Here is a 12,251-nt window from a genome sequence, read left to right as displayed (position 1 = left end):
AGCTAACCATCCATCAATTACTTACTGCGGATTCGGCTTGTTCTCGCGCTTTTCAACCGGCGATTCCTTGGCCTGCTGCATGGGGTTGCGGGGCTGCTGGGCGTTGTTGCCCGCCTGGCCGCTCTGGAAAATATCGAAGCGCGAGGGCGTGGCCTGGCGCGGGTAGGCGTTGTTGCTCAGGTCGGTGTCAGCGGTTTGCTGGAAGGGGTCGATGACGAAGGAGACCACGTTTTTGGGCGATACGATGAGCTTGGTAACCTGCTCGTTGTTCTTGCGCCAGATTTCGGCCGGAATCGTCATCAGCTCCGTGCTGTTGTCGTCGTAGGTCATTTGAAGCACCACGGGCATCACGAGGCCGCCCACGTTGCGCAGGCTCAACTCGTACACGTTTAGGTTGCCGCCAAGGCGGGTTTGCTGCTCGGGCGTGAGGCCGGTCAGGTACTGCTGGTAGCGCTGCTGGTCGGCGGGGCTCACCGTGAGGGGGTCGTAGCCGTTGTAGAAGTCCTTCAACTCGGGCTTGTCGTCGACGGCGGTCGTTTTAATGTCGGTGGCGTTGCGCTGCACCGAAATGCTGGGCACCTGGGCCTTGCGCTCGTTTTGGAGGCGCGGGCCCTCCACGCTGGGGTTGCGGGTGTTGGGACGGTAGCTCTTCACGCCGTCCAGCGAGATATCACAGCGGTCGGTGCCGTAGAACCAGCCGCGCCAGAACCAGTCGAGGTCCACGGCCGAGGCGTCTTCCATGGTCCGGAAAAAGTCGGCCGGCTGCGGGTGCTTGTAGGCCCAGCGCTGGGCGTAGGTCTTGAACGAGTAGTCGAACAGCTCGCGGCCCATTACCGTCTCCCGCAGAATATTAAGGGCCGTGGCGGGCTTGCCGTAGGCGTTATTGCCAAATTGCAGCACCGACTCCGAGTTGGTCATAATCGGGCTTTGCAGGCTTTTGTCGGTGCGCATGTAGTTCACAATATCCTTGGGCTCGCCGCGACGGCTGGGGTAGTTGCGCTCCCACTCCTGCTCGGTCAGGTACTGGCAAAAGGTGTTGAGGCCCTCGTCCATCCAGGTCCACTGGCGCTCGTCCGAGTTCACAATCATCGGGAAGAAGTTGTGGCCCACCTCGTGGATAATCACCGAAATCATCCCGTATTTACGGTCGGCCGAGTAGGTGCCGTCCTTCTCGGGGCGGCCGCCATTGAAGCAAATCATGGGGTACTCCATGCCGCCCACCGGCCCGTGCACCGAAATGGCCACCGGATACGCGTACGGAATGCTGTACTTGGAATACGTTTTGATGGTGTGCGCCACCACCTCCGTCGAGTACTGTCCCCACAGCGGGTTGCCCTCCTTGGGGTAGTAGCTCATGCAGAGCACGGGCTTGCCGGCCTGCGTAATTTCCAGGGCATCCCAGATGAATTTGCGCGAGCTGGCCCAGGCAAAGTCGCGCACGTTTTTGGCGTCAAACGTCCAGGTTTTGGTGCCCGTGGCGCGGCTGCTTTCGTTGCGCGTAGCCTCCTCCTGGCTCACTACGAGCACTGGTTTCTTGGCCCCCTTTGCCTGCGCCAGGCGCTTCATTTGGGCAGCGGTGAGCACCTGCGAGGCGTTTTGGAGCGTGCCGGTGGCCCCCACCACGTGGTCGGCGGGCACGGTAATGCTCACCTTGTAATCACCGAAGGGCAGCGCAAACTCGCCGTTGCCCAAAAACTGCTTGTTCTGCCAGCCCGTGGCGTCGGAGTACACGGCCATGCGCGGGTAAAACTGCGCCATTTCGTAGAGGTAGTTCTTGTCCTCCGGGAAATACTCGTAGCCGCTGCGCTCGTTGATTTTCAGCTGGTCGCTGATGTTGTAGCTCCACTTCACCCCAAACGACACCGCCTGGCCCGGCCGCAGCGGCGTGGGCAAGTCGATGCGCATCATGGTGTGGTTGATGGTATACTTCAGGGCCTGGCCATTGGCGCTGGTAACGGCCGCAATCTTGTAGCCGCCGTCAAACTCGGCCGTGGCGAGCTGGCCATCCAAGTCCTGAAACGAGAGCCGGCCGTTGGTCACCTGCCCCACGTTGGTGGAGGCCGTGATGGAGTTTTTGGCCAGAATATTCTGGTCGAGCTGCACCCACAGGTAGGCCAGCACATCGGGCGAGAGATTGGTGTAAGTAATTGTCTCCGAGCCCGTTATGGCTTGCTTCTGGTCATCGAGGCTCACCTTGATGTTGTAGTCGGCGCGCTGCTGCCAGTACTTGGAGCCGGGCGCGCCACTGGCGGCGCGGTACTCGTTGGGGGTGGGCAGCTCGGTACCGAGCTGGGCAAATTTATCGGTGCCCGAATTGGTCGACTGGGCCTGGGCAACCGCCGGGGCCAGCAGCAGCCCCAGCCCGGCGGCCAGTAGCGAAATGCGCATATAAAATGGGTAAGGGAGAAGTCAGTCGGTAAGGTCGGCGAAGATAAGCCGAGGGTTGCGGGCGATTAGCAGTTAGCAGTGAACAGTTAGTAATTATCAGTACACAACAAGCAAAGAGGCCGTCGTGCCCATCTGGCGGCCACATAGTAAAGCATCTCGCTCGCATCATTAGGTTAATAACCCCCGCGGCGTGAGCAAAGTGCTTCACTGCGTGGCCACCAGATAGATACAAAACTCTTATAGTCAGTTATTTGCCCGCCATCTGCAACAGCAGCAGCGTAGCCACGCCCAGCGCCGCGCCGCTCACGGTGAGCAGCCAGTCGCGGCGGGCCACGCCCACCATACGCAGCAGCACGAAGCCCAGCAGCAGGATAATGCTCACTACCAGCAGCTGGCCCAGCTCCACGCCCAGGTTAAACGACAGCAGCTCGGCCACCGGGCGGCGCTGCGCGCCCAGCAGCGCCCGCAGGTAGTTGGAAAACCCCAGGCCGTGAATGAGCCCAAACGCGGCGGCCAGCGCATTGGGCGCGGCCCACAGCACCGACGTTTCGCGGCGCGACTGCCGGGCCAACGCCGGGCCCGCCTGCTTCATATTGACCAGCGCCGTGAGGATGATGGTAACGGGAATCAGCATTTCGACCACGGCCGCGTTCACGCCCACCACGCCCAGCGTAGCCAGCGCCAGCGTGATGGAATGGCCCACCGTGAAGCTCGTAACCAGTGCCACCACGCGCCGCCAGTCGGCCAGCACGTAGGGCGCGCACAGCGCCAGCAAAAACGTGAGGTGGTCGGTGGCCTGCCAGCTGCAAATGTGCAGAAACCCCAGTTGGAGGTAAGTAGTGAAAACGGACATCGACGGCAAATTTCATTAGAAATCCTGTAAAAATCTGCCGCAGCGCCAAATTACGCTTCCCAGCGTAACGCATAACTTATTGAACAAAAGACATTTAACTAACTAAGAGGCAGGTATTTGGCAAGCTGCCGGCCAGGCGCAGGTCAGCGCGGCCGCTGAGTACGTGCCAGCAGCGCTACCTGGCTTGGGTAGGTAGCACCCATGCCCCTGCCCTGGCCACTGCAATCTCCATGGCAAGAAATAAGCAGCTCTCAAAAAACAAAGTGAAGGAGAATACAGGCGATAAAAAATTCTTTAACTATAAATAATCACAATTTTACGACCTTTATTTATGCCAGGGCTGCTGCCCGTACCGCTAGCCCCCAAGCAGGTAAAGTTCTACCTGTAGAGGGCTACACAAGCTTTCGCTGCCTGGCGACGGTTAGGCCATACCTTGCGTCGATTTTCAAGCCCTATCTTCTTTTCATGCTAAAACAACTACTTCTTGCCACGCTGCTTTGCCTGGGTTTTGCCCCCGCCTGGGCGCAAAACCCTGTTACCGACGAGAGCCTGGCGTCGCAGCAGTTCAAGCAGCGCCTGCGCAGCCAATACCTCACTAATGACACCGCGCAGGCCATTATCACCCTCTACGGTAAGCGCCAGGTGGGGGGAGTGGGCTGGGTGGTGGGGGCCCTGCTCTCGGCCGTGCGCATTGGCACGGCCAGCAACACCACAACCAACTACGGCGGCTACGGCGCGCAGCAGCAAGACACCGGCAGCAACATGGGCGCGGCTTTTCTCATTGCCACGCCCTTGGTTGCCTACGGCGTGGGCAAGGTGATGCATTATAGCAATGCCCACCTCAACGGGGTGCTCACGGCCTACGCCGCGGGCCAGCCCCTCCCCCACGCGCTACGTCGCAAGCTGCGGCCCCGGTTTTTTAAAGAGCCGATTGTGCGCTACAAAGAAGTGAAATACAAGCCAGCTAACTAGCTTATTACATGATTTTTGTGCGTCTACTCTTGTATTTATTTGTTGCGCTCGCGCTCGCGCAGCCCCTGGCGGCCCAAACCAGCCCGCCCCCGGCCCCCCGCCTGGGGGCAGCGGCGGCCGATTCGGGGGCAGTGCTCGTGTTTAATAACTGGTATCTACCAAGCTACCAAGCCGGTACCGCGGCCAGGGCCGATACTACCGGGGCGCTGCTATCGCTGTTTCGCAAGCGGCGCTACGCGGGCTTTTTATACACCATCCCGTTTATTGTGGGGGTTTCGCTGGCCTTGCCTATTTCCAGCACCGATAGCCAGGGGCGGCAGCAGGTAGCCAGTGAGGCTATTTCGCCGCCACTCGGCAGCGTTATACTAGGGGCCACGGTAGTGGGCTTTATCGTGCATGCTAACCGCTTTAACAAGAGTCACTTAATTACTATTGACCGGGCTTACGCAGCTGGGCAGCCCATTCCGGCCCGCTACCGCAGGCTGCTCAACGACCGACACTTTGCTGAAGCGGCCGTGCTGCGCGAATCCATTGCGCAGCAGCGGGCCCGCGAGCAGGTAGGGGCCGGCCCAGCTCGCTAGCCACCTAGCGTGGGCACCGGGCCAGCAGCGTGCGGGCGGCGACCTGCCCACTCACCAGTGCCGCCTCTACCGTGCCGGCGGCCAGGCCTTCATACACGCCCTCACCCGCAAAAAACAGGGTGTCGGCCACCGGGGCCGCCAGGGCGGCGCGAGCGGTGGCCCCGCCCACGGTGGGGTACGAGTAGGCTCCGTACGCGTAGGGCTCGTTGCCCCAGTTGTGCACGTAGTAGCCTACAAGCTGCGCCTCAATTTCGTGCAAAGACTTATCTAATAGATAGCTGAGCGACTCCAGGGCCTGCTGCAACACGGCTTCGGCCGGGGCGTGGCGCAGGTGATGGGCAGCGGGCCCGGCCAGCCAGCCGGTGAGCTGCGGCGTGGCGGCGGGCAGCTGGCTCCACCACGTGGGCACGGGGGCATCGGAGAGCAGAAACTCCAGCTCCGGCAGCCGACCGTGCCAGAAGGGCGTTTGAAATTCGAGGACGACCTTGATAACCGCCCCAAACCCAAGCTGGGCGGCGGCCGCCCGGTGCATAGCCAGCTCCGGCTCAAAGCGCAGGTAGCCGGGCTGCCCAGCTGCTAGCTGCCACACCCCCAGCGGCACCGTGCACAGTACCTGCCGGGCGCGGTAGATAGCTCCGTTGGCCGCCCGCACTTCTACCGCACCCGGCTGCCAGGCGATGGCCTCGACGGGGGTAGCCAGGTGCAGCGCGGCCCCGGCGGCCTGCGCCTCCCCGGCCAGCCAGTGCAGCAGCGGGCCATAGCCGCCCACTGGGCGCGGCGAATCGTCGGCGCCGCCGGCGGCCCACTCGTCGCGCAGGGCCCAGGCGCTCACGCGCTGCGCATCGGCGGCGTCGTAGCCCTCGGCAAACTGCGTGGCAAACGTGCGCAGCGTCGCGTGCGCCTCGCCCGCAAACTCCTGTGCCAGAAACGCGGCCAGCGGCATATCCTGGGGTAGCTCTTCCAGCTTTTCCAGCAGCTGCGGCAGCTGCGCGAAGTAGCTGGTATCGGATGCTACTTCACCGGCTTGCAGTTGGTAGGTGCGGCCGGCCGTAGCCACCCACGCAATGCCAGCTTCTTGCAGCAGCGCCTTGGTCAAGGGCACGTCGCCGTGCATAAACTCGGCTCCTGCCTCAATGGGCTGGGTAAAGCCGGCCGGTTTTAGCGTGTGCACGCGCCCACCCACCCGGTCGCGGGCCTCTAGCAGGCACACGCGCCGGCCGGCGGCGGCCAGCTCGCGGGCGGCGAGCAGGCCCGCCGCGCCGGCCCCAATAATAAGAATATCTGTCGTGGAGGGCGTACCGTCGGCAACCATAGAGAGCGTAGAGGCCCGCAAATGAAAAAGCCTCGCCAGCGTAACGCCCGCAGGGCTTTTTAGTTGGAACAGGCAGCATGCTACTCTTCCCAAAGCACGTGTACCCAACGACCCAGCCCGATTAAAACCTTCCTATTCGCCAACTACCGTAGTGCGCGTATGCCTCATCACCGGCTTGCCAAAGCGCACCCACGGGTTTCACGCCACATAAGCGGTGATAGCGGCCGTGTCCGGGTGAGTGAAGATACAGCTGGCTCGATTCGCTTCAGGCTGCCCATTCGCGCCCGGCCCCGCCGTGCCGGGTGCGAATGAGATACGGTGGTTTTGCGCGGCTCGCTTTGGTTTGGCGCTACCGCTACCGGGCGCGGCGGCAGTAGCGCTAGTTTGGACTCACTTAAAGCACAAGTTCATGAAGATGAATTAACTCTGATAATCAACTAAATAGCAGCCGGATGCGTAGAGTGACTACTAAAGCGTTAAGTAATACAACTATCATTGATACGGCGAGGCTGCAAAAGCCTGCCAGCGAAGGGGCTGCCGTACTGGCAGGCGTGAACGCGTATTCTGAAAATACTACTAAATATGAGTGCACTGGTTATCCTCGCCCAAATCATCATCGCCCTCTCCATTGTTGTGGTGTGGGTGTTTCGTTTTGATAATATCGTAAAGGAATTCAAACAGTATGGGCTACCAGATTTGGTGCGCAACATGGTGGGTGCAACCAAAATTTCGCTGGCGACGCTGCTGCTAGCAGGTATCTGGTTTCCGAAGCTGGTGCTGGTACCGGCACTTATAATGGCTTTCCTGATGGTATGCGCTCAACTGGCACACCTTAAAGTGCATAATCCTTGGTACAAATACGTGCCCTCCTTGCTGCTGCTGTTGCTCTCGTTGTTTGTGGCAGCGGCTTATGCGGGTGTGCTTTCAGTATAGCCTAATGACGACTGTCCTCATCTGGATTTCCAGTAGTGCCTTTCTATTTTACGGAATAAGCTATTTCAAATCTGCGCAGCTACAGCAGGAATTTGTGCGCTACGGGCTGCAAAAGTTTGGGCCGTTGACGGCGGTATTGGAGATACTGGGGGCCGTTGGTTTGCTCGTTGGCCTAGTTGCGCCGCCTATTCTGATTTTCGCCTCGGGGGGCCTGACCCTCCTTATGCTGCTGGGATTCGGCGTGCGGGTAAAAATAAGGGATGGCTTTTGGTTGTCACTGCCGTCCTTCCTGTTCATGCTGCTCAACGGCTACATATGCTACGTGGCGTGGCAGAGCTACACCGCTTAGCTAGCTTGACGGGTGATGCAAAAAGGCCCCGCTGGCATAACGCCGGCGGGGTCTTCTCATTTAAAGCCACTCTATTGTACTACTAGTAGTTCCACGTCCTTAAATCGCACAGCGCCGTCTTCCAGCACGGCTTCTACCACGGCATCCTTACTCAATTTGCCGGAGAGAATCTCCTTGGAAAGCTCATTTAGAACCATGCGCTTGAGTGGCCTAGCGCCAAGCTAGCGGATTGAAGCCCTGCTCGCCGAGGCAGTCGAGCACCTTAGCCGTGGCTTCAAGAATGATATCAGCCTTTTGCAGGCACTGCTGAATCTGCTTGAACTTAGCTACCAACGCTGCGCTAGCCTGCGTCCTTTTGGCAGCCCTTACTTGTTAACTTGCTGCCAACCTCTACCACTTCACCCATGGCTTCCGACTCGTCCTCGCCCGCTGCACTGGTTGCCCAGCAACTTGACAACCTCGCCAACATGGCCGAGCGGGTAGCGTCGCCCGAATTCAAGCGGAGTTTCCGGGCAGGAGTAGTAGCACGGGCTAAGGCTGTTAACTCTTACGTGGCCTATATGGATGCGCAAGGCCGCTTGGTGCGCGAATGGCCCACCACAGGCGTAATTGAGGTAGTGGCCGGGTAGCCTTCATGAGCAATTTGGCGCCTACCATCTATGTGCTGGCTGGTCCTAATGGCGCTGGCAAAACCTCTCTCTATAAGCACGAGGCCCCAGATATTCCGCGGTTGAATGGGGATGCATTGTATCAGCAACACCAGGATTTGCACGCAGTGGAGGCAATACTGCGCCAGCAACAAGAGGAATGGGTGCGCCAGAAGCGCTCATTCGTTATTGAAACCAACGCGGCAAGCACCCGGGACTACGTACTGTTCAACGCACTCAAATCAGTTGGCTACCGAGTTGCGTTACGTTGGGCTAAAATCGGTTGCGCTTTGCCTAGAGCGAGTGGCCCAGCGCGTAGCAGAAGGCGGACATCACGTAGCCGCTGCCTTTGTCGAGCAGCGCTACTACAATAGCTTATCCCTGCTCAAGACCAGCTACCAGGTATTTGACAGGCTGCAACTGTACGACAACTCAGAAACCGAGCCGGAGGAACTGGTTGACTTTCTGGCTGGTACACTGCTTCAGCGTTTACGACCTTTGCCACACTGGGCGCAAACAGTTGCGGCGCACATGGAGCGAATGGAAGCTATCTATGCCAGGCTGCCAAAAAAATAAAGCCCCGCTAGCAAGGTGCTAGCGGGGCTTTACTATTCGGAATCAACTCCTTACACCGCCGGTATTTCCACGTTTTCAAACTTCACCGCGCCGTCTTCCAGCACCGCCTCCACTACGGCGTCTTTCGACACTTTGCCGGAGAGAATCTCCTTGGAAAGCTCGTTGAGAATCACGCGCTGCAACACGCGCTTGAGCGGGCGGGCGCCGAATTGCGGGTCGAAGCCCTGCTCGCCGAGGTAGTCCAGCACCTCGCTGGTGGCTTCGAGGGCGATGCCGGCTTCGGCCAGACGCTGCTGAATTTGTTTGAACTGGATATCAACAATCTTGCGGATTTCCTTGCGCTTGAGGGGCTGGAACATCACGATTTCGTCGATGCGGTTCAGGAACTCGGGGCGCATGTGCTGGCGCAGGCGCTCCACCACTTCGTCGCGGGTGCGGTCCACCACTTCCTCGTGGTTGTACTCGTTCAGGTCTTTGAAATTACGCTGAATGATGTCGGCCCCCGTGTTCGAGGTCATGATGATGATGGTGTTCTTGAAGTTCGCCACCCGGCCTTTGTTATCGGTAAGGCGCCCATCATCAAGCACTTGCAGCAGGATGTTGAAGACGTCGGGGTGCGCCTTTTCGATTTCGTCGAGCAGCACCACCGAGTAGGGCTTGCGGCGCACGGCCTCCGTGAGCTGGCCGCCCTCGTCGTAGCCCACGTAGCCGGGAGGCGCCCCTATGAGTCGCGAGGTGGCGTGGCGCTCCTGGTACTCGCTCATGTCGATGCGCACCATGGCGTTCTCGTCGTTGAACAGGTATTCGGCTAACGCCTTGGCCAGCTCCGTTTTACCTACCCCGGTGGTACCCAGGAAGATAAATGAGCCGATGGGCCGCTTAGGGTCTTGCAGGCCGGCGCGCGAGCGGCGCACGGCATCCGAAATGGCGGCGATGGCCTCGCTCTGGCCGGCCACGCGGCGGCCCAGCTCGGCTTCGAGGTTGAGCAGCTTGTCGCGGTCGGCTTGCAGCATTTTGCTCACCGGAATGCCCGTCCACTTGGCCACCACCTCGGCAATGTCCTCACTGGTCACGACTTCCTGGAGCATGCCGCCGTCTTTGTTGGCCGCGGCTTCGTCCTGCAAGGTTTTGAGTTGCTGCTCGGCCTCCTGAATTTTGCCGTAGCGCAGCTCGGCCACGCGGCCGTAGTCGCCCTGGCGCTCGGCCTGCTCGGCTTCGGTTTTGTAGCGCTCGATATTCTCCTTCTCGGTCTGGATGCCAGTGAGCACTGCTTTCTCGCCTTCCCACTTGGCCCGCAGCGAGTCGCGCTGCTCGTTGAGCTCCGACAGGTCCTTGCTCAGCACCGATTCGCGGTCGTGGTTTTCTTCGCGGCGCATGGCCTCGCGCTCAATTTCGAGCTGCATAATGCGGCGCTGCACCTCGTCGAGCTCTTCGGGCATGGAGTTCATCTCGATGCGCAGCTTGGCGGCGGCCTCGTCCATGAGGTCAATGGCCTTGTCGGGCAAAAAGCGGTCGGTGATGTAGCGGCTGCTCAGCTCCACGGCCGCAATCACGGCATCGTCGGTGATGCGCACGCCGTGGTGCAGCTCGTACTTTTCCTTGATGCCGCGCAGGATGCTGATGGCATCCGGCACGCTCGGCTCATCGACCATCACGGCCTGAAAGCGACGCTCCAGGGCCTTGTCTTTCTCAATGTATTTCTGATATTCCTTGAGCGTGGTGGCGCCGATAGCGTGCAGTTCGCCGCGGGCCAGGGCGGGCTTGAGCAGGTTGGCCGCGTCCATGGCGCCCTCGCCGCCGCCGCCGGCCCCAATCAGGGTGTGTATCTCGTCGATGAAGAGCAGAATCTTCCCCTCCGAGTCGGTCACTTCCTTGATAACGGCCTTGAGGCGCTCCTCAAACTCGCCCTTGTACTTGGCCCCGGCCACGAGCAGGCCCAGGTCGAGGCTCATTAACGTCTTGTCTTTCAGGTTCTCGGGCACGTCGCCGGCCACGATGCGCTGGGCCAGGCCCTCTGCAATGGCGGTTTTGCCCACGCCCGGCTCACCGAGCAGCACGGGGTTGTTCTTAGTGCGGCGGCTCAGAATCTGGAGCACCCGCCGAATCTCCTCGTCGCGCCCGATTACGGGGTCCATCTTGCCCTGGCGCACGCGCTCGTTCAGGTTCACGGCGTAGCGGTTGAGGCTCTGGTACTGCTCCTCGGCCGTTTGGCTGGTCACCTTGCGCCCGCCGCGCAGCTCCTGGATGGCGGCCTTCAAGTCTTTTTCGGTAAAGCCATTGTCTTTCAGCAGCGTAGCCACGCTGTCTTTGCCGCCCAGGATGCCCAGCAGCAGGTGCTCGACGGACACGAACTCGTCGCCCATGTCGCGCATCTGGGTGTTGGCGCGCTGCACGGCGTTGGCCGCGTCGTTGGCGAGGTAGGGCGAGCCGCCGCTCACCTTGGGGTAGGCCGTCACGAGGGCATCGAGCCGCTGGCCGAGGTTGGCCAGGTTCGCGCCCACCTTCTTGCCTAGGAAGGCCAGGGTATTCTCGTCGTTCTGGAGCAGGGCCTTCAGCAAGTGGCCGGTTTCGATGGCCTGCTGCTGGTTGGCTCCCGCTAGCTCAGTGGCCTTCTGCACGGCCTCCTGCGCCTTGATAGTGAAGTTTTTAAAGTCCATGATTCGCTAGGGTCTTAGGTGATGCTTCGGGTTAGGAAGCTGTACGTAAGGCGTAGCAAACGGGGTGCTAGAGGGAAAAGCGGACTTTTTGGCGGAAAAATGCAATTTATCACCAACTCACTACGCCATAATTTCAGGCTGGTCCGTCCGGCGCGGTGGGTTTGCCGTTTTCCATTGCCTCAGGCACAATATATAAATCCCGAAACATCTGCTCCACGGTAGCCAGCAAACCAGGCTCGTGGTTGGCGCGGCACTCCAGAAAATACGCGCTGATAGCGGGCAGCGGGTGGTGGACAAAGCGCATCGGACCGATAAAAGCCGTCACCATTTTGAGGTAGACGCGGAATCGTTTTGTACTGACTGACCCCTCCCCTACCAATGCCTCCCCCACAAAACCAGCCGAAGCCAAGACATCGCGCCGGCAGATATTCAAGAAAATCTGCGTGCAGGTAGTCAGGATGCGGAAAGCATCGCCATCATTCACTAGCAGCTTAAATCGATTGGGCGATGCTTTGAGCGCCAGCGGATAATATTTCAGTACGTACACGTGGTGCTGGTATTGCTCGGCTTCCACCACATAGCGCCGGTTTTTGCGCGTCCGAAATGTGTAGTAATGCGTGCAAACCAAAGGGCCATCCTTTTGGGACGGCCCTTTGCGGTAATGAAACGGATAGCCTTCGCCTAGCTCGCGCTCAGATGGCATACTTGTAAGCGTTGCGGCGTAAGCGAATCAAGTCCTCCTCCGAAAGCGTGTCAAACTTGAATTGCTTGGCATACTCGCGGGCCTGGGCCAACCTCTCTTCTTTGGTCGGGGCGGCAGCCGGGGTAGGCTGCGGCTTTTTGTTATCAGTAGTGCCCATAAGTTACTAAGCTTCTAAGTAGCAGGTTCTCCGTACTACCGCGAAGATACTAAAGAAGGTTCAGCAGGTGGCCCGTTTCGATGGCTTGCTGCTGGCCCACGCCGGCCAGTTCGGTGGCCTTCT

Annotated in this window: 13 protein-coding genes; 6 read left to right on the top strand and 7 right to left on the bottom strand. The window is 59.7% G+C overall.

What is annotated here, in order from left to right:
• Positions 1-21: 21 nt before the first annotated feature.
• Both QMK33_RS20080 and QMK33_RS20075 read right to left on the bottom strand, forming a co-directional pair.
• Entirely contained in the window at positions 22-2,388 is a 2,367-nt protein-coding gene (locus QMK33_RS20080; RefSeq protein ID WP_283566412.1) for a M1 family metallopeptidase, read from the bottom strand.
• Positions 2,389-2,635: 247 nt separating this feature from the next.
• Positions 2,636-3,241 (bottom strand): HupE/UreJ family protein, encoded by a 606-nt coding sequence (locus QMK33_RS20075; protein WP_283566411.1) that lies wholly within the window; start codon positions 3,239-3,241, stop codon positions 2,636-2,638.
• A 465-nt stretch (positions 3,242-3,706) separates the two neighbouring features.
• Between QMK33_RS20075 and QMK33_RS20070 the strand changes: the two genes are divergently transcribed.
• Both QMK33_RS20070 and QMK33_RS20065 read left to right on the top strand, forming a co-directional pair.
• A complete protein-coding gene (locus tag QMK33_RS20070) occupies positions 3,707-4,213 on the top strand; it encodes a hypothetical protein (protein WP_283566410.1) in 507 nt (168 codons plus the stop codon).
• Between the two features lie 17 nt (positions 4,214-4,230).
• Positions 4,231-4,794, top strand: a complete 564-nt coding sequence (locus QMK33_RS20065) for a hypothetical protein (RefSeq protein ID WP_283566409.1) — start codon at positions 4,231-4,233, stop codon at positions 4,792-4,794.
• Positions 4,795-4,798: 4 nt separating this feature from the next.
• Here the strand turns inward: QMK33_RS20065 and QMK33_RS20060 are convergent, their stop codons facing one another.
• On the bottom strand, positions 4,799-6,106 hold the full coding sequence (locus QMK33_RS20060; RefSeq protein ID WP_283566408.1) for a flavin monoamine oxidase family protein: 1,308 nt from the start codon (positions 6,104-6,106) through the stop codon (positions 4,799-4,801).
• Positions 6,107-6,688: 582 nt separating this feature from the next.
• Here QMK33_RS20060 and QMK33_RS20055 point away from each other — a divergent pair.
• Both QMK33_RS20055 and QMK33_RS20050 read left to right on the top strand, forming a co-directional pair.
• A complete protein-coding gene (locus QMK33_RS20055) occupies positions 6,689-7,039 on the top strand; it encodes a DoxX family protein (protein WP_283566407.1) in 351 nt (116 codons plus the stop codon).
• Between the two features lie 4 nt (positions 7,040-7,043).
• Positions 7,044-7,388 (top strand): DoxX family protein, encoded by a 345-nt coding sequence (locus tag QMK33_RS20050; protein WP_283566406.1) that lies wholly within the window; start codon positions 7,044-7,046, stop codon positions 7,386-7,388.
• 71 nt (positions 7,389-7,459) lie between these two features.
• Here QMK33_RS20050 and QMK33_RS20045 read toward each other — a convergent pair whose 3' ends face one another.
• Positions 7,460-7,585, bottom strand: coding sequence for a hypothetical protein (locus QMK33_RS20045; protein ID WP_283566405.1), 126 nt, complete (start codon positions 7,583-7,585; stop codon positions 7,460-7,462).
• Positions 7,586-7,792: 207 nt separating this feature from the next.
• Between QMK33_RS20045 and QMK33_RS20040 the strand changes: the two genes are divergently transcribed.
• Positions 7,793-8,017 carry a hypothetical protein gene (locus tag QMK33_RS20040; protein WP_283566404.1) on the top strand — a complete coding sequence of 75 codons (225 nt, stop codon included), beginning with the start codon at positions 7,793-7,795 and terminating at the stop codon, positions 8,015-8,017.
• A 321-nt stretch (positions 8,018-8,338) separates the two neighbouring features.
• Positions 8,339-8,611 carry a hypothetical protein gene (locus QMK33_RS20035; protein WP_283566403.1) on the top strand — a complete coding sequence of 91 codons (273 nt, stop codon included), beginning with the start codon at positions 8,339-8,341 and terminating at the stop codon, positions 8,609-8,611.
• Positions 8,612-8,661: 50 nt separating this feature from the next.
• On the opposite strand, the gene clpB is transcribed toward QMK33_RS20035, so the two are convergent.
• The 3 genes from clpB to QMK33_RS20020 form a co-directional block, all read right to left on the bottom strand.
• Positions 8,662-11,268: an ATP-dependent chaperone ClpB gene (gene clpB / locus QMK33_RS20030; protein WP_283566402.1), complete on the bottom strand. Its 2,607-nt coding sequence runs from the start codon at positions 11,266-11,268 to the stop codon at positions 8,662-8,664.
• Between the two features lie 133 nt (positions 11,269-11,401).
• The gene (locus QMK33_RS20025) at positions 11,402-11,971 is read right to left on the bottom strand and encodes a hypothetical protein (RefSeq protein ID WP_283566401.1); all 570 of its coding nucleotides are present in this window, start codon (positions 11,969-11,971) and stop codon (positions 11,402-11,404) included.
• Positions 11,961-12,128: a hypothetical protein gene (locus tag QMK33_RS20020; protein ID WP_283566400.1), complete on the bottom strand. Its 168-nt coding sequence runs from the start codon at positions 12,126-12,128 to the stop codon at positions 11,961-11,963. The genes QMK33_RS20025 and QMK33_RS20020 overlap by 11 nt, the downstream gene beginning before the upstream one ends.
• Positions 12,129-12,251 lie beyond the last annotated feature (123 nt).

It is taken from the genome of Hymenobacter sp. H14-R3 (assembly GCF_030063445.1).
Taxonomy (GTDB): Bacteria; Bacteroidota; Bacteroidia; order Cytophagales; family Hymenobacteraceae; genus Hymenobacter.
This window is presented reverse-complemented; position numbering and strand designations above follow the sequence as displayed.

Excerpts from the sequence above, each read along its gene's own strand:
- QMK33_RS20080 (WP_283566412.1), bottom strand. The coding sequence starts at position 2,388 with ATGCGCATTTCGCTACTGGCCGCCGGGCTGGGGCTGCTGCTGGCCCCG.
- QMK33_RS20075 (WP_283566411.1), bottom strand. The coding sequence starts at position 3,241 with ATGTCCGTTTTCACTACTTACCTCCAACTGGGGTTTCTGCACATTTGC.
- QMK33_RS20070 (WP_283566410.1), top strand. The coding sequence starts at position 3,707 with ATGCTAAAACAACTACTTCTTGCCACGCTGCTTTGCCTGGGTTTTGCC.
- QMK33_RS20060 (WP_283566408.1), bottom strand. The coding sequence starts at position 6,106 with ATGGTTGCCGACGGTACGCCCTCCACGACAGATATTCTTATTATTGGG.
- QMK33_RS20055 (WP_283566407.1), top strand. The coding sequence starts at position 6,689 with ATGAGTGCACTGGTTATCCTCGCCCAAATCATCATCGCCCTCTCCATT.
- QMK33_RS20050 (WP_283566406.1), top strand. The coding sequence starts at position 7,044 with ATGACGACTGTCCTCATCTGGATTTCCAGTAGTGCCTTTCTATTTTAC.
- QMK33_RS20045 (WP_283566405.1), bottom strand. The coding sequence starts at position 7,585 with ATGGTTCTAAATGAGCTTTCCAAGGAGATTCTCTCCGGCAAATTGAGT.
- QMK33_RS20040 (WP_283566404.1), top strand. The coding sequence starts at position 7,793 with ATGGCTTCCGACTCGTCCTCGCCCGCTGCACTGGTTGCCCAGCAACTT.
- clpB (WP_283566402.1), bottom strand. The coding sequence starts at position 11,268 with ATGGACTTTAAAAACTTCACTATCAAGGCGCAGGAGGCCGTGCAGAAG.
- QMK33_RS20025 (WP_283566401.1), bottom strand. The coding sequence starts at position 11,971 with ATGCCATCTGAGCGCGAGCTAGGCGAAGGCTATCCGTTTCATTACCGC.
- QMK33_RS20020 (WP_283566400.1), bottom strand. The coding sequence starts at position 12,128 with ATGGGCACTACTGATAACAAAAAGCCGCAGCCTACCCCGGCTGCCGCC.